Consider the following 16,179-nt stretch of genomic DNA (forward strand, 5'->3'; position numbering starts at 1 on the left):
GTTCTGATCAGAACTTCTCCAGCGTCTCCCGATAGCCGATGAACGCCTCGCGGCGCTGCTCGATGCGAGCGGTGGCCGAGGCGTCCCCCTCCTGCTCGGCGACCCGTCGGGCCACCTCCAGCTGTCGGATCCCCTCGCTGACCCGGCCGCTGAGCTGCAGCTGCTCGGCCCGGGCCAGATGCCCCCAGGCCTCGCGTCCGCTGCGTCCGGCGGCCTGGGCCAGCAGGGTGAAGACCTGAGGGTCCTCGGGGCGCCGCTCGGCGAGCTCCCGAAGCACCCGCCACGCCTCGTCGGGATCGCGCTGCAGCAGCGCCTCGCCCAGCGTCAGGGTAGCCGGCAGATAGCCCGGCATCAGCCGCAGCAGCCGCCGGCTGCGTTCGATGGCGTCGTCATAGCGGCCGGCGTCATAGGCCATCTGGGCGGCGGAGGCGGGCAGCAGCCCCAGGTCGGGCTCCTGGCGCGCCAGGGCATCGAGGGCCGAGAGGGCGGCGTCGGTATTGCCCCGGCGCGCCTCCACCAGGGCGTCCAGGTAGCGCCTGGCGGCCTCGGGGACGTCATCCTGGGCGAGGCGGGTGAGCGCCTGCTGGGGGTCGCGCTCGTGGATGGTCAGCAGGGCCCGGGCGCGCACCAGATGGTACTGGAGCGCATCGCGGCGGATGCTGCTCGTCGACAGCTGGCCGGCGCGGTCCTCGGCGTCGCTGATGCGCGATTCGGTCAGCGGGTGGGTGAGTAGGAACTCCGGTGGGTTGCCGCCCTGCAGGCTGGCCATGCGCTGCATGGCCCGGAACATGCGCACCATGGCCTCGGGGTCGTAGCCCGCCTGGGCCATGGCCTGGAGGCCGATACGGTCGGCCTCCTGCTCGAAGCGCCGCGAGTAGGCCAGCCGATCCTGGATGAAGGCCGCCTGGGAGCCCATGGCCACGCCGATGCCGGCGTCACCGCCGCCGGCGGCGGCGATCAGCATGCCGGCCAGCATGGCGGCCATGGCCGGCACCTGGGTCTGCTCGGCGCGGGCCTGGCCCCGGGCGTAGTGGCGCTGGGAGAGGTGGCCGAGCTCGTGGGCCAGCACCGAGACCAGGGCGGCCTCCTCCTCGGCGAAGGCAAACAGGCCGGCGTTCACCCCGATGATGCCCCCCGGCACGGCGAAGGCGTTGAGCTGACGGCTGTCGACCAGGGTGACCAGCGTCTGGCTGCCGCCCAGGCCGCTGTGGGGCAGCAGGCCGGCGATCAGCGACTCCACATAGTACTGGGCGATGGGGTCCTGCCACTGGGGCGCCCGGGCCCGGAACTGCCGCAGCCAGGCGCGCCCCAGGCGGAACTCCTCGCCGCTGGCGGCCTGGCTGTCGCTGCTGGCGAGGCTCGGCAGGCCGGCGGCGCTGTCCCACTGGGGCTGGGTCCACTGGGCGCCGGCGGGCAGCGCCAGCGCCAGGCACAGGATGCCGACGGCGAGTCGGGAAGGGCGGCGCGGCATGCTCGGTTCTCCTGTGGCGGGGCGGGGTGGCCACGCTCTGACATTGATTCGCTCGGGAAAGTGCCTTTAAATCCCAAGGACCTTCTTGCCGCAGCGCAGTGCGCGCCGGCGGCCACACGCCCTATTCTTCCGGGAGATTACATGGCTCTGCAACCCGACGACCGGCTGGATGTGCGCGGCCTGCCCTGTCCGCTGCCGCTGCTCAAGGCCAAGCAGGCGCTGGCGCGGCTGGCACCGGGCCAGCTGCTCGAGGTGATGGCCACCGACGCGGGCTCCTGGCACGACTTCGAGACCTTCATCAGCCAGAGTCCGCACGAGATGCCGGCTCGCGAGGAGCGCGGCGACGTCTACCACTACTGGATCCGCAAGGGCGGGGAGAGCGCGCCATGACCCTGCGCTCCGTCTTCAAGAGCTGGATCGACCACTACTTCTCCGATGAGGAGGCGGTGATCCTGCTGGTGGTGCTGGTGCTCGGCTTCGCCGCGGTCATCCTCTTCGGCCGCATGCTGGCCCCCTTCCTGACCGCCCTGGTCATCGCCTTCCTGCTCCAGGGCGCGGTGAGCTGGCTGGAGCGGCGCCATATGCCGCACCTGCTGGCGGTCACCCTGGTGTTCCTGGGCTTCATCGGCATGCTGCTGACGCTGGCCTTTATCCTGATGCCGCTGATCTGGAACCAGCTGGTGGGGCTGGTGCAGGAGACGCCGCGGATGTTTGCCAGCGGCCAGCAGCTCCTCGACGATCTCCAGGAGCGCTATCCCCACCTGATCACTCCGGACCAGATCCAGAACTGGATCGCCGTGGCCGGTCGCGAAATGACCCAGTTCGGGCAGCGCGCCCTGACCCTGTCGCTGGCGTCGCTTGGCAATGTGCTGTCGCTGATCATCTACCTGGTGCTGGTGCCGATTCTGGTCTTCTTCCTGCTCAAGGATCGCGAGACCCTGGTGGGCTTCACCCTGTCGCTGCTGCCCCAGAAGCGTACCCTGATGACCCGCATCTGGCACGAGATGGACGATCAGATCGCCAACTATGTGCGCGGCAAGTTTATCGAGATCATTATCGTCGGCACCGTCTCCTTCCTGACCTTCGCCTTCTTCGGCCTGCCCTACTCGGCGCTGCTGGCGGTGCTGGTGGGCTTCTCGGTGCTGGTGCCCTATATCGGCGCGGCGGTGGCGACCCTGCCGGTGGCGGCGGTGGCGGGCTTCCACTTCGGCATGACCAGCGAGTTCGCCTACGTGCTGATCGCCTACGGCATCATCCAGGCACTTGACGGCAACGTGCTGGTGCCGATTCTCTTCTCCGAGGCGGTCAACCTGCATCCGGTGTCGATCATCGTGGCGGTGCTCTTCTTCGGGGGGATCTGGGGCTTCTGGGGGATCTTCTTCGCCATCCCCCTGGCGACCCTGCTCAAGGCGCTGGTCTACGCCTGGCCGCGAGGCATCCAGCAGCACAAGCGCGAGGAGGCCGCCGAGGCCCTGGCTGAGAAGTGAGGTCGGCCGAGCCGACGGGGCCCGCCGGGCCCCGTTCTCCAGCTCCTCTCAGGCGTCGTTCGGGGTGCCGTCATGCAGCGCCTGTGCCGCCTCCAGCACCTCCTGGGCGTGGCCCGGCACCTTGACCCCGCGCCACTCCCGGGCGAGCCTGCCCTCGGCGTCGATCAGGAAGGTGCTGCGCTCGATGCCCAGGTGCTCCTTGCCGTACATCTTCTTGAGCTTGATGACGTCGAAGAGGCCGCACACCGTCTCGTCCTTGTCGGAGATCAGCGCGAAGTTGAAGGCCTGCTTGGCCTTGAAGTTCTCCTGGGCGCGGATGCCGTCCCGGGAGACACCCAGGATCACGGTGTTGGCGGCATCGAAGGCCGCCTTGCGGTCGCGGAAGTCGCCCCCTTCGGTGGTGCACCCCGGGGTGCTGGCCTTGGGGTAGAAGTAGACCACCACCTGCCGGCCCTTGAGCTCGGAGAGCGTCACGGTGGTGTCGCCGGTAGCGGTGGCGGTGAAGTCGGGAACCGGCTGGCCGATGCTGAGGGTCATGGGAATCTCCTGCGGGTGGGTTGGGGAGTCGATTACACGCAAGCGCCGCGGCGCTGTCAAAGTGGCGCGCCTCGCTGTACAGGCTCCCGCCGCCTGAGTACCATTTGACCCTTGATGCGGGCCGTGGGCCCAGCCCCCTGCCGACCCGGTGGCCACCGGGTCGAGGCGCAGCCGTTGAATCGAGAGGATAGAGAGGATGATCACGGGAAGCATCGTCGCCCTGGCGACGCCGATGAAGACCAATGGCGACATCGACTGGGAGGCGCTGCGTCGGCTGGTGAACTTCCACCTCGACAACGGTACCGATGGCATCGTCGCCGCCGGCACCACCGGCGAGCCCACCACCATGTCCTTTGCCGAGCACTTCGACGTGATTCGCGCCGTGGTGGAAGAGGTAGACGGCCGGATTCCGGTGATCGCCGGTACCGGCGCCAACGCCACCTCCGAGGCGGTGGAGCTGGCGCGCTATGCCAGCGAGGTGGGGGCCGACTACTGCCTGTCGGTCTGCCCCTACTACAACAAGCCGACCCAGGAGGGGCTCTACCGCCACTTCAAGGCGGTGGCCGAGGGCAGCAAGCTGCCGGTGATCCTCTACAACGTGCCCGGCCGGACCTGCTCGGATCTCTACAACGAGACGGTGCTACGCCTGGCCGAGGTGGACAACATCATCGGCCTCAAGGACGCCACCGGCAACCTGGAGCGCGCCGAAGACCTGATTGCACGGCTCAAGGGCAGCGACTTCATGCTCTACTCCGGCGATGACGGTACCGCCTGCGACTTCATGCTGATGGGCGGCCACGGCGATATCTCGGTGACCGCCAACGTGGCCCCCAGGGCCATGCACGACCTCTGTGCCGCGGCGGTGGCCGGCGATACCGACCGCGCCCATCAGCTCAACACCCGCCTGATGCCGCTGCACACCAACCTGGGGATCGAGTCCAACCCGATTCCGGTCAAGTGGGCGCTCTATCGCATGGGGCTGATCGAGCCGGGCATCCGTTTGCCGCTCACCTGGCTCTCGGAGAAGTACCACTCCACGATCAGCGAGGCCCTGCAGCTGGCCGGCGTGATCGAGGAGTGATCCTCGCCGTGCCGGACCATTGCCGTGGCGGAACCTGGAGAACTGGATGCAAGGTGGACGCATGAACTCTGCGCTGAAATGGCTGCCGCTGGTAGCGGCCCTCGCTCTGGCGGGCTGTGCCCGCGACAGCGGCTACTACCACGACCGCAACGTCGACTACGCCGAGGCGCGTACCGCCCCGGCCCTGACCCTGCCCGAGACCCGGGACCCGCAGCGCTACCGCGATGCCATGCCGGTGCCCCAGGCGGCCGGTGATTTCCAGGCCCCCGACGGTCGCTTCCGGGCACCGAGCCCCCAGGCCCTGGGCGCCGGTCGCGCGGTGGAACGCGACTTCGTCGAGCGTCGTGCCATCGGCCAGGACGCCTGGCTGGTGGTGGGCGCCGACCCGGGCAGCGTCTGGCCCCAGCTCGAGGATTTCGCCCGCAGCCGCGGCCTTGGCGTCATGGCCAGCGACTCCTCCCGTGGAGTGATCGAGACCCAGCAGGCGCGCTTGAGCGTGCGCCAGGGGTTGCGCGCCGGCGACAGCGAGGTGCGCTGCGACCAGAACGGCAGTCCGGTAGGCGCCTGCCTGGACGCCCTGGAACAGCACTTCGGGGCGCGCAGCGCCACCGCCAGCGCCTCGTCGCTGGCCGCCCAGCGCCTGGCCGGCGAGGCGCGCCTGAGCCTGACCCAGCGCGGCGACGAGTGGCTGGTGGAGATTCCGTTGGACATCGACCGCACCTGGGCCGAGCTCGACCACCAGCTGCGCCAGGACTTCACCGTGGAGGAGCGCCGCGAGCTGCTGGAGAGCGACCCGGCGGGCCGCGCCTTTCTGATCAGCTACATGACGGTGACCGAGCGCAACCGCAATCCGCTGCAGGTCGTCTTCAGCGCCGACGTGCGCCAGATGCATCAGCAGATCCGCCTGGTACTGGAGTCCGAGGGTCCCCGTCAGACCGTGCTGCGCGCCGAGAACGCCAGCGAGCGCGGCTTCAGCCCCGAGGATCAGCGCGAGCTGCTCGAGCGGGTGGCGGGCCTGCTGCGCTGATGACGGCAGGGCAGGCGGCGGGGAGGCTGCGGTTTGCCTCCCTGGGCAGCGGCAGCAAGGGCAACGCGACCCTGGTCAGCGACGGCGAGACCTGCCTGCTGGTGGACTGCGGCTTCGGCCTGCGCGAGGCGGAGCGTCGCCTGGCCGACCTCGGCCTGCATCCTCGCCAGCTCGACGGCCTGCTGGTGACCCACGAGCACGGCGACCATATTCGCGGGGTGGGTCCCCTGGCGCGCCGCCATGGCATCCCGGTGTGGCTGACCCCCGGCACCTGGGCCTCGGGCCGCCTGGGCGAGCTGCCGGATCGCCGCTGGATCACTCCCCAGCGGCGCTTTGCCGTGAAGGGGCTCACCATCGACCCGGTCACCGTGCCTCACGACGCCCGGGAGCCGGTGCAGTTCCGCGTTCGCGGGGGAGAGCGCAGCCTCGGGATCCTCACCGACCTGGGGCACCCCACCGCGCACGTGGCCGAGGCCTTCGCCGGCTGCGACGCCCTGGTGCTGGAGTGCAACCATGACCTGCAGATGCTCGCCGAGGGCCCCTATCCGCCGCGGCTCAAGCGCCGGGTAGGCGGCGACTGGGGGCACCTGGCCAACGGCCAGGCGGCCGCCCTGCTGCCGCGCCTGGGGCTCGACCGCCTGCAGCGCATCGTCTGTGCCCATCTGTCGGAGCACAACAACCGCCCCGAGCTGGCCCTGGAGACCCTGGTGCCCCTGCTCGACGGCGACGATTCACGGCTCGACGTCTCCTGCCAGGAGGCGGGCCTGGCGTGGCAGGCCATTGCCTGACCCGATCAACCCTTATCTCTCCCAAGCCTCCGGAGGCTTTCATGGAAAAGCGTCAAGAACTCTACGCCGGCAAGGCCAAGTCGGTCTTCGCCACCGACGACCCGGACCTGCTGGTCCTTCACTTTCGCGATGACACCAGCGCCTTCGACGGCGAGCGCATGGAGTCCCTGGCGCGCAAGGGCATGGTCAACAACTGCTTCAACGCCTTCATCATGGAGAAGCTGGCGGCGGCCGGAGTGCCCACACACTTCGTCAAGCGCCTCTCCGCCGAGGAGAGCCTGGTGAAGCGCCTCGAGATGATCCCGGTGGAGTGCGTGGTGCGCAATATCGCCGCCGGCGGCCTGGTCAAGCGCCTGGGCGTCAGCGAGGGGGAGGCCCTGACTCCGCCCACCTTCGAGCTGTTCCTGAAGAACGACGCCCTGCACGACCCCATGATCAACGAGTCCCTGGCCGAGACCTTCGGCTGGGCCACCCCCGAGCAGCTCGCCGAGATGAAGGCGCTCACCTTCAGGGTCAACGAGGTGCTCAAGGCGCTGTTCGCCGACGGCGGCCTGCTACTGGTGGACTACAAGCTGGAGTTCGGCCTCTTCAAGGGCGAGATCGTGCTGGGCGACGAGTTCTCCCCGGACGGCTGCCGGCTGTGGGACGCCGAGACCCGGGAGAAGCTCGACAAGGACCGCTTCCGCCAGGGGCTGGGCGGCGTCATCGAGGCCTACGAGGAGGTCGGCCGCCGCATCGGCGTCACCTTCGACTGAGGCCGCTGCCTCTGGTGTCTCGGGAAGGGCCCTGCGGGGCCCTTCTTGCGTGGGTCGCTCGTACAGGAGCGGTTCAGGCGGGAACGATATCGACCACGGCCAGGCGTGTGCCGGCCTCGGTTGCCTCGGCGCGAAAGCGCACGTCCACATCGCGCAGGCGCACGCCATAGGTGCGACTCTCGGCGCCTTTCCGGTAGGCGGGGCGGGGGTCCTGGGCCAGCACCTGAACGATCAGCTCGCGCAGGCTGGCACCCTCGGGACGCTTGGCCAGGGCCGCGGCGGCCTCGTCGTTGAACACCACCGCCAGCTGCGGCGGGGCCTCGGGGGCGAAGCCGGCGCGGGCCTCGGGGCGAGACTCCGCCCAGGGCAGGTAGGGCTTGATATCGAGCACCGGGGTGCCGCTCACCAGGTCGGCGCCGGCGAGCACCAGGCGCACCCCGCGGCGGGTGTCGATCTCGATGAGCTCCACCAGGGAGAGCCCCAGGCGGTTGGGCCTGTGGGTGCTGCGGCTGGCGAAGACGCCGACCCTGGCGTTGCCGCCGAGGCGCGGCGGACGCACCAGCGGCGTCCAGCGCTCGGGGCTCTGGTGGAAGACGAAGGTGAGCCAGAGATGGCTGAAGGCCTCCAGGCCGCGCACCGCCAGGGGGTCGTCGTAGGGCGGGGTCAGTACCAGCCGCGCCCGGGCCGCCGGCGCCAGGCCAGGCTGGCGGGGAATGCCGAACTTGTCGGGGTAGTCGCTCTCGATGATGCCGATCGGCGACAGCGTGAAGGCGTCGGGGAGAAGGTGTTCGCTCATGGCCGGATTATGCCCGCCGCAAGACCCGGCGGCGAGGGGATTGGCGCTCGGGGCCGGCTTGTGTAGTCTCCCTGCAACAGTCAGGTTTCGACAGGATTGCCATGAGCCAGATCGCCAGTGCCTCTTCTGCCGCAGCGCCCCCGCCCCGGGGACCGCGCATCTGCTATCGCCAGGCCCTTTCCCGTGACGCGGCCGACCAGGCCGAGGTCTTCCACCATGCGGTGATGCAGGGCGCCAGCGCCCACTACAGCGTCGCCGAGCGCGAGGCCTGGGTGGCGGCGCTGCCCCGAGACGCCAGCGCCTGGGCGGCCCGTCAGGCGCTCTTTACCACCCTGGTGGCCGCCTGCGACGGGCGCTGCGTGGGCTTTCTCGAGCTGGACCTCTCCCGGGGGCGCATCGAGACCCTCTACGTCTGGCCGTCGCTGGCGCGCCGCGGTATCGGCTCGACCCTGCTGGTCCACGCCGAGCGCCTGCTGCTCGAGCAGGGCCAGGCTCGCGTGGATATCGAGGCGAGCCTGGTACTGGCGGAGCACCTGGTCCGGCGGGGCTGGCGCGAGATCGGCGTGGAGTGGGTGGAGCGCGGCGGCGAGCGGCTCTGCCGCAAGCGCCTCGAGAAGCCCCTGGGGCTGGTCGAGACCTGAGCCCGCCGCTCGCCCGGGTCAGCTCCCCTGGGCGACGATGCGCATGGAGAGGTCCACGGCCCTGACGTCCTTGGTCAGGGCGCCGCTGGAGATGCAGTCGACGCCGGTCTCGGCGATGGCGCGCAGGGTGCCCTCGTCGACGTTGCCGGAGGCCTCCAGGGTCGCCCGCCCGGCGGTCCGCCGCACCGCTTCGCGCATCTCCTCGAGGCTGAAGTTGTCGAGCATGATGATATCGGCGCCCGCCGCCAGGGCCTGCTCCAGCTCGTCGAAGGTCTCCACCTCCACCTCCACCGGCGCCTTCGGGGCGATCTGGCGCGCCTCGCCTATCGCTGCCGCGATCCCGCCGCAGGCGGCGATATGATTCTCCTTGATCAGGAAGGCGTCCCACAGGCCGATGCGGTGGTTGTGACCGCCGCCGCAGGTGACCGCGTACTTCTGGGCCAGGCGCATCCCCGGCAGGGTCTTGCGGGTATCCAGCAGGCGCACGCCGGTGCCCGCGATCAGGTCCACGCAGTGGCGGGTGCGGGTCGCGGTGGCGGAGAGGGTCTGCAGCAGGTTGAGCGCCGCGCGCTCGCCGGTGAGCAGGCTGCGGGCCGAGCCCTCGAGCTCCAGAAAGGCCTGGCCGGCCTCGAGGCGGTCGCCGTCGGCGGCGCTCCAGCTCAGGGTCACGCCGGGATCGAGCTGGGCGAAGAGGGCCTCGACCCAGGCCAGGCCGCACAGCACGCAGGCCTCTCGGGTGATCACCCGGGCCCGGGCCCGGGCGTCGGCGGGAATCAGCCGGGCGGTGATGTCGCCGTCGCCGATATCTTCCGCCAGCAGGCGGGCCGCGGCGCTGCGGATCTCTTCGTCGAGCTTCTGGCGGTAGGGCAGGGCGTCCTGATGGTCCATGGGGGCACTCGCGGGGTCGGGCCGGCGCGGGGTGGCCGGGATGATCGGGGCCGTCCATTATAGGGAATCCATCGGGATCACGTCAGGGGAGGGACCCATGCCGATCGAACAGGGGTGGCTCGCGGGTGCGCGCCGCCAGCCGTCGCCCAACTGCGACGAGCGCCCGGCAGGCGAGGTGTCGCTGCTGGTGCTGCACTCCATCAGCCTGCCGCCGGGGCAGTTCGGCGGCGAGCATATCGAGCGGCTCTTTACCAACTGCCTGGACCCCGATGCCCACCCCTTCTTCGCCGAGATCGCCCATCTGCGGGTCTCGGCCCATCTGCTGATTCGTCGCGACGGCGAGTGCGTGCAGTTCGTGCCCTTCCAGCGCCGCGCCTGGCACGCCGGCCGCTCCCGCTGGTGCGACGGCGAGCGCGAGCGCACGGCCCTCAACGACTTCTCCATCGGCATCGAGCTCGAGGGCGACGAGGTGAGCCCCTATACCCTGGCCCAGTACCGCGCCCTGGCCGAGGTGACCGCCGAGCTGCTGGCCGCCTGGCCGGCGCTGGACGAAAGCCGCATTACCAGCCACGCTCGAGTGGCGCCCCTGCGCAAGAGCGATCCCGGCCCGGCGTTCGACTGGGCCTTCTTTCGTCAGCAGCTGCGGGGGTGACGCATGAAAGGCTACGCACATTGGGAGGCGTTCAGGGTGAGGCGAGACGGCTTTCCAGGGGCGCCGGCATTCATACGGTAGTTTGGCTACAAGGTGCTGTTTCTCCATGCCTCCAGGCCGGCGTATCTGCCGTAATCCCTTGTGTTGCGTTGCAATATTCGTGTAGTGGAAAATATTTCCAATATGTCTTGAATTGGCAGGGAGCGCGCTTTACGGTATCTTCCTGTGAATCAACGGCAGATTGATCGCGTCGTCTTGTAAAACTACTACACAACCCCCGACATGCGGCGTGTATGCCTCTCCACAAGAGAAGGCTCCATGCTCCCTGCACTGCGGGGCACACGACACCCCATCGTCATTCGGAGAGACGTCATATGAGTCTGGATGCAAGAGAAGATCACGATCCGATCGAGACCACAGAGTGGCTGGAATCCCTCGAGTCGGTCCTGGATCGCGAGGGCGAGGAGCGCGCCCGGTTCCTGCTGACCCGCCTGGCGGATCGCCTGCGCCGCGACGGGACCCAGGCGCCCTTCTCGGCGACCACCCCGCACCGCAACACCATTCCGGTGCACCGCGAGGCGCCGATGCCGGGGGATCTCTTCATGGAGCGCAAGATCCGCTCCCTGATCCGCTACAACGCCATCGCCCAGGTCATCCGCAACAACCGCGCCAATCCGGGGCTGGGCGGTCATATCGCCAGCTTCATGTCGGCGGCGACCCTCTATGACGTCGGCTTCAACCACTTCTTCCGCGCCCCCAACGGCGACTTCGAAGGCGACCTGGTCTATATCCAGGGGCACGTGGCCCCGGGCATCTACGCCCGCGCCTACCTGGAGGGCCGTCTCACCGAGGAGCAGATGGACAAGTATCGCCAGGAGGTGGACGGCGACGGCCTGTCGTCCTATCCGCACCCCTGGCTGATGCCGGATTTCTGGCAGTTCCCCACCGTCTCCATGGGTCTCGGCCCCATCCAGGCCATCTACCAGGCCCACGTGATGAAGTACCTGCACTCCCGCGAGATGAAGGACATGCAGGACCGCAAGGTGTGGTGCTTCATGGGCGACGGCGAGTGCGACGAGCCCGAGTCCCTCGGCGCCATCCATCTGGCCAGCCGCGAGAAGCTCGACAACCTGATCTTCGTGGTCAACTGCAACCTGCAGCGCCTCGACGGTCCGGTGCGCGGCAACTCGCGGATCATGGACGAGCTCGAGGGCGTCTTCCGCGGCGCCGGCTGGAACGTCCTCAAGGTGGTCTGGGGTCGCCTCTGGGATCCGCTCTTCGAGAAGGACAAGAAGGGCGTCCTGCAGAAAATCATGGACGAGTCCGTGGATGGCGAGTACCAGAACTACAAGGCCAACGACGGCGGCTATACCCGCAAGCACTTCTTCGGCAAGTACCCCGAGACCGCCGAGATGGTCAAGGACATGTCCGACGAGGATATCTGGCGCCTGAACCGCGGCGGCCACGATCCCTTCAAGGTCTATGCGGCCTACCACCAGGCCACCCAGAACGCCAATGGCCGCCCCACCGTGATCCTGGCGCACACCGTCAAGGGCTACGGCATGGGCAGCGGCGACGGCGAGGCGGCCAACGAGGCGCACCAGGTCAAGAGCATGGAGCTCGAGGCGCTGAAGAAATTCCGCGACCGCTTCGGCATCCCGCTCACCGACGAGCAGCTCAAGGAGGTGCCCTACTACAAGCCGGAGGATGACTCCCCCGAGCTCAGGTACATGCACCTGCAGCGGGAGCGCCTGGGCGGCTACCTGCCCCAGCGGCGCAGCGACTTCCAGTCGCTGACGATTCCCGCCCTGGAGGACAAGACCTTCGCCTCCCAGCTCGGCGGCTCCAAGGGCCGCGAGGTCTCCACCACCATGGCCTTCGTGCGTATCCTCAACGGCCTGGTGAAGGACAAGGAGATCGGCAAGCAGGTGGTGCCAATCGTGCCCGACGAGGCGCGTACCTTCGGCATGGAGGGGATGTTCCGCCAGCTCGGCATCTACACCTCCGAAGGCCAGAAGTACGAGCCCCAGGACAAGGGCCAGATCATGTTCTACCGCGAGGACAAGAAGGGCCAGATCCTCGAGGAGGGCATCACCGAGGCCGGCGCCATGTCCGCCTGGATCGCGGCCGCCACCTCCTACAGCAACCACAATCTGCCGCTGCTGCCCTTCTACATCTACTACTCGATGTTCGGCTTCCAGCGCATCGGCGACCTGGCCTGGGCGGCCGGCGACCTGCAGGCCCGCGGCTTCCTGGTCGGCGGCACCGCCGGGCGCACCACCCTCAACGGCGAGGGCCTGCAGCACCAGGATGGCCACAGCCACCTGCAGGCGGCGATGATCCCCAACTGCCGCACCTACGATCCCACCTATGCCCATGAGGTGGCGGTGATCGTCCAGGACGGCCTGAAACGCATGTTCGCCGACCGCGAGAACTGCTTCTACTACCTGACGGTCATGAACGAGAACTACGAGCACCCCGAGCTCGAGAGCGTGCCCGCCGAGGAGATCATCAAGGGCATGTACCTGTTGCGGGAGACCGAGGGCAAGAAGGGCCGTGTCCAGCTGCTGGGCTCCGGCACCATCCTGCGCGAGGTCGAGGCGGCCGCCGAGCTGCTGCGCGACGACTGGGGCGTGGGGGCCGACATCTGGAGCGTGACCAGCTTCAACGAGCTGCGCCGCGAGGCCCTGGCCCTGGACCGCGAGGCCTTCCTCGACCCCGAGGCGGAGCCGGGCAAGCCCCACATCACCCGCTGCCTGGAAGGGCGCGAGGGGCCGGCGATTGCTTCTACCGACTACATGCGCCTCTTTGCCGACCAGGTGCGTGCCTGGGTGCCCACCGACTACCACGTGCTCGGCACCGACGGCTACGGCCGCTCCGACACCCGGGAGAAGCTGCGCTACTTCTTCGAGGTGAACCGGCATTTCGTGACCGTGGCCGCACTCAAGGCGCTGGCCGAGCGCGGCGAGCTGGATCGCAAGGTGGTCGGCGAGGCCCTGAAGAAGTACGGCATCGACCCGTCCAAGCCCAACCCGCTGACCGACTGATCCGCCCAGCGGCGGGCCCCCGGGCCCGCCCATCAGGCACGAGTTTGAAGGAGCGCGACCTTGAGTAGCGAAATCATCAAAGTTCCCGACATCGGCGGCAGCGAGGATGTCGAAATCATCGAGATCGCGGTGTCCGAGGGCGACGTCATCGCCGCCGAAGATACCCTGATCACCCTGGAGTCCGACAAGGCCAGCATGGACGTGCCCGCGCCCAAGGGCGGCCGCGTGGTCAAGGTGCTGGTGAAGGAGGGCGACACCGTCTCCGAGGGCGACGACATCGTCGAGCTTGCGGTCGAGGGTGGCGGCGACGCCGAGCCGTCGGCCGACCAGGCCGAGGAGAAGGCCGAGCCGGCCCCCGAGAAGGCGCCCGATCCCGCCGCCGAGAAGCCCGCGGCCAAGGCCTCCGGTGGCGGCAAGCGCAGCGTGGAGATCAAGGTGCCCGACCTGGGTGGCGCCGAGAGCGTGGAGATCATCGAGGTGGCGGTGGCCGAGGGTGACGAGGTCGAGGAGGAGTCGACCCTGATCACCCTGGAGTCCGACAAGGCCTCCATGGACGTGCCCAGCCCCCACGCCGGCAAGCTGCTCTCCCTGACCGTCAAGGAGGGCGACAGCGTCTCCGAGGGCGATGTGATCGGCACCATGGAGATCGCCGGCGACGACGGTGACGAGGCGCCGGCCGAGCCAGCCAGCGCCGAGCCCGAGTCCGGTGCCGCCGAGTCCGCGCCCGAAGCCGAGGAAGAGAGCGCCTCCGGCGAGCCGGAGCGTCGCGAGATCCGGGTGCCGGACCTCTCCGGTTCTTCCGACGTGCCGATCATCGAGATCGCCGTGGCCGTGGGCGACGAGGTCGACGAGGAGGATCCGCTGATCACCCTGGAGTCCGACAAGGCCTCCATGGACGTGCCCAGCCCCTTCAAGGGCAAGCTGCTCGAGCTCACCGTCAAGGAGGGCGACAGCGTCTCCGAGGGCGACCTGATCGGCTATATGGAGGTCGCCGGAGCGGCTCCGAAGCCCGCGGCGAAGGCCCCCGAGCAGAAGGCCGAGGCGCCCAGGGCCGAGGCGCCCAGGGCCGAGGCGCCCAGGGCCGAGGCGCCCAGGGCCGAGAAGCCCGCGCCGGCCCCGGCGGGCACGCCGAGCCCCGAGGCCCAGATGGCCGCCCACAAGCCCCGTGACGGCAAGCTGGTCCACGCCGGTCCGGCGGTGCGCATGCTGGCCCGCGAGCTGGGCGTCGACCTCGGCCTGGTCAGGCCCAGTGGGCCGAAGGAGCGGGTGCTCAAGGAGGACGTCCACGCCTACGTCAAGCAGGTGATGGCCAGCCAGGGCAAGGCCCAGGCCGCGGCGCCGGCCGCCCAGGCGGGCTCCGGCATTCCGCCGATTCCGGATCAGGACTTCAGCCAGTTCGGCGAGGTGGAAGAGAAGCCCATGGGGCGCCTGATGAAGATGGGCGCCACCAACCTGCACCGCAGCTGGGTCAACCTGCCCCACGTCACCCAGTTCGACGAGGCGGACATCACCGAGCTGGAGGCCTTCCGCAAGTCCATGAAGGCCGAGGCGGAGGCCCAGGGCGCCAAGCTCACGCCGCTGCCCTTCCTGATCAAGGCGTGCGCCTTCGCCCTGCGCCAGTACCCGCAGTTCAACGTCAGCCTGAAGAGCGACGGCGAGACGCTGGTGCACAAGAAGTACGTGCATATCGGCATCGCCGTGGACACCCCGGACGGCCTGATGGTGCCGGTGATCCGCGATGCGGATAAGAAGTCGCTGATCGACCTGGCCAAGGAGTCCGTGGAGCTGGCCAAGAAGGCGCAGACCAAGAAGCTCAAGCGCGAGGAGATGACCGGGGGCTGCTTCACCATCTCGAGCCTGGGCTCCATCGGCGGCACCGCCTTCACGCCCATCGTCAACGCCCCGGAGGTGGCCATCCTCGGCGTCTCCAAGGCCTCGATGAAGCCGGTGTGGGACGGTGCGACCTTCCAGCCGCGGCTGATGATGCCGCTGTCGCTCTCCTACGACCACCGGGCGGTCAACGGCGCCGACGCGGCGCGCTTCACCGCCCTGCTCGGTCAGCTGCTCTCCGATATCCGTCGTCTGCTGCTGTAGGCGGCGGGCTCGGTTCGCGGTTTTCTCCGCATGCGACGGCGCCCCAGGGCGCCGTCGTCATTTCCTGCCGATCGGGGCGGCAAGACCAAAGTGCTATTCGGGGAAAGCCTGTTGAAATACAAGGTGTTTTTGCTCGAAAGAAGGCCCTCGACCAGGGGGTGTGCTTGTGCTGCCCACGGGCGACGGTTATCGTTCCCCTCCAAGTTTTCTCATTGCTGACAACCACTTGTATATAAGGACACGAACATGCGTTTGATCCTGTTGGGCGCCCCGGGTGCCGGCAAGGGCACCCAGGCCCAGTTCATCTGCGAGCGTTTCAATATTCCGCAGATCTCCACCGGCGACATGCTGCGTGCCGCCGTCAAGGAAGGCAGCGAGCTGGGGGTCAAGGTCAAGGAGATCATGACCAGCGGCGGCCTGGTGTCCGATGACATCATCATCGCCCTGGTGAAGGAGCGCATCGCCCAGCCCGACTGCGAGAACGGCTTCCTCTTCGACGGCTTCCCGCGCACCATCCCCCAGGCCGATGCCATGAAGGAAGCGGGCGTGAAGCTCGACCACGTGCTGGAGATCGCCGTGGAGGACGAGGAGATCGTCAAGCGCCTGGCCGGCCGCCGCGTGCACCCGGGCTCCGGCCGCGTCTACCACGTCGAGTACAATCCGCCCAAAGAAGAGGGCAAGGATGACGTCACCGGCGAGGCGCTGATCCAGCGCGACGACGACCGCGAATCCACCGTGCGCAACCGCCTGGCGGTCTACCACGAGCAGACCGCACCGCTGGTCGACTACTACCAGGCCTGGGCGGAGCAGGACGCCGTCGCCGCGCCGGCCTACCACCGCGTGGAGGGCGTGGGCAGCGTCGACGATATCAAGGCGCAGGTGCTCAAGGCCCTCGAGGGCTGACGCCGGTAGCTG

General features: G+C 68.7%; 15 protein-coding genes. 11 read left to right on the forward strand and 4 right to left on the reverse strand.

From position 1 onward, the window contains the following. Window positions 1-7: 7 nt before the first annotated feature. Complete coding sequence (locus tag NHL60_RS03910; protein ID WP_253449268.1) at window positions 8-1,471, reverse strand: M48 family metalloprotease; 1,464 nt, start codon at window positions 1,469-1,471, stop codon at window positions 8-10. 141 nt (window positions 1,472-1,612) lie between these two features. On the opposite strand from NHL60_RS03910, the gene NHL60_RS03915 reads away from it, so the two are divergent. Next, window positions 1,613-1,861 (forward strand): sulfurtransferase TusA family protein, encoded by a 249-nt coding sequence (locus NHL60_RS03915; RefSeq protein WP_253449271.1) that lies wholly within the window; start codon window positions 1,613-1,615, stop codon window positions 1,859-1,861. After that, complete coding sequence (locus NHL60_RS03920; protein WP_253449274.1) at window positions 1,858-2,958, forward strand: AI-2E family transporter; 1,101 nt, start codon at window positions 1,858-1,860, stop codon at window positions 2,956-2,958. Before NHL60_RS03915 ends, NHL60_RS03920 begins: the two co-directional genes overlap by 4 nt. A 48-nt stretch (window positions 2,959-3,006) precedes the next feature. On the opposite strand, the gene NHL60_RS03925 is transcribed toward NHL60_RS03920, so the two are convergent. Beyond that, entirely contained in the window at window positions 3,007-3,495 is a 489-nt protein-coding gene (locus NHL60_RS03925; protein WP_253449277.1) for a peroxiredoxin, read from the reverse strand. A 196-nt stretch (window positions 3,496-3,691) separates the two neighbouring features. On the opposite strand from NHL60_RS03925, the gene dapA reads away from it, so the two are divergent. From dapA to purC, 4 genes are all read left to right on the forward strand, one after another. Continuing rightward, entirely contained in the window at window positions 3,692-4,576 is an 885-nt protein-coding gene (gene dapA, locus NHL60_RS03930) for a 4-hydroxy-tetrahydrodipicolinate synthase (RefSeq protein WP_253449280.1), read from the forward strand. A 61-nt stretch (window positions 4,577-4,637) separates the two neighbouring features. Then, window positions 4,638-5,603, forward strand: a complete 966-nt coding sequence (locus tag NHL60_RS03935) for a lipoprotein, NlpB (protein ID WP_253449283.1) — start codon at window positions 4,638-4,640, stop codon at window positions 5,601-5,603. Further along, window positions 5,603-6,391 carry an MBL fold metallo-hydrolase gene (locus NHL60_RS03940; protein WP_253449286.1) on the forward strand — a complete coding sequence of 263 codons (789 nt, stop codon included), beginning with the start codon at window positions 5,603-5,605 and terminating at the stop codon, window positions 6,389-6,391. The genes NHL60_RS03935 and NHL60_RS03940 overlap by 1 nt, the downstream gene beginning before the upstream one ends. Before the next feature lie 41 nt (window positions 6,392-6,432). Next, window positions 6,433-7,146, forward strand: a complete 714-nt coding sequence (purC, locus tag NHL60_RS03945; protein WP_253449289.1) for a phosphoribosylaminoimidazolesuccinocarboxamide synthase — start codon at window positions 6,433-6,435, stop codon at window positions 7,144-7,146. A 73-nt stretch (window positions 7,147-7,219) separates the two neighbouring features. On the opposite strand, the gene tsaA is transcribed toward purC, so the two are convergent. Continuing rightward, a complete protein-coding gene (gene tsaA, locus NHL60_RS03950) occupies window positions 7,220-7,942 on the reverse strand; it encodes a tRNA (N6-threonylcarbamoyladenosine(37)-N6)-methyltransferase TrmO (protein ID WP_253449292.1) in 723 nt (240 codons plus the stop codon). 101 nt (window positions 7,943-8,043) lie between these two features. On the opposite strand from tsaA, the gene NHL60_RS03955 reads away from it, so the two are divergent. Further along, a complete protein-coding gene (locus NHL60_RS03955; protein WP_253449295.1) occupies window positions 8,044-8,583 on the forward strand; it encodes a GNAT family N-acetyltransferase in 540 nt (179 codons plus the stop codon). A gap of 18 nt (window positions 8,584-8,601) precedes the next feature. On the opposite strand, the gene nadC is transcribed toward NHL60_RS03955, so the two are convergent. Next, the gene (gene nadC, locus NHL60_RS03960; protein WP_253451992.1) at window positions 8,602-9,453 is read right to left on the reverse strand and encodes a carboxylating nicotinate-nucleotide diphosphorylase; all 852 of its coding nucleotides are present in this window, start codon (window positions 9,451-9,453) and stop codon (window positions 8,602-8,604) included. A 115-nt stretch (window positions 9,454-9,568) separates the two neighbouring features. Between nadC and ampD the strand changes: the two genes are divergently transcribed. The 4 genes from ampD to adk all read left to right on the forward strand — a co-directional run bounded on the left by ampD (window position 9,569) and on the right by adk (window position 16,167). After that, entirely contained in the window at window positions 9,569-10,123 is a 555-nt protein-coding gene (gene ampD / locus NHL60_RS03965; protein ID WP_253449298.1) for a 1,6-anhydro-N-acetylmuramyl-L-alanine amidase AmpD, read from the forward strand. Between the two features lie 374 nt (window positions 10,124-10,497). After that, window positions 10,498-13,170 carry a pyruvate dehydrogenase (acetyl-transferring), homodimeric type gene (gene aceE / locus NHL60_RS03970; RefSeq protein WP_253449301.1) on the forward strand — a complete coding sequence of 891 codons (2,673 nt, stop codon included), beginning with the start codon at window positions 10,498-10,500 and terminating at the stop codon, window positions 13,168-13,170. Window positions 13,171-13,230: 60 nt separating this feature from the next. After that, window positions 13,231-15,264, forward strand: a complete 2,034-nt coding sequence (aceF, locus tag NHL60_RS03975) for a pyruvate dehydrogenase complex dihydrolipoyllysine-residue acetyltransferase (protein WP_253449304.1) — start codon at window positions 13,231-13,233, stop codon at window positions 15,262-15,264. 246 nt (window positions 15,265-15,510) lie between these two features. Next, window positions 15,511-16,167, forward strand: coding sequence for an adenylate kinase (adk, locus tag NHL60_RS03980; protein WP_253449307.1), 657 nt, complete (start codon window positions 15,511-15,513; stop codon window positions 16,165-16,167). Window positions 16,168-16,179: the final 12 nt, after the last annotated feature.

It is taken from the genome of Halomonas sp. Y3 (assembly GCF_024137965.1).
Classification (GTDB): Bacteria; Pseudomonadota; Gammaproteobacteria; order Pseudomonadales; family Halomonadaceae; genus Halomonas; species Halomonas mongoliensis.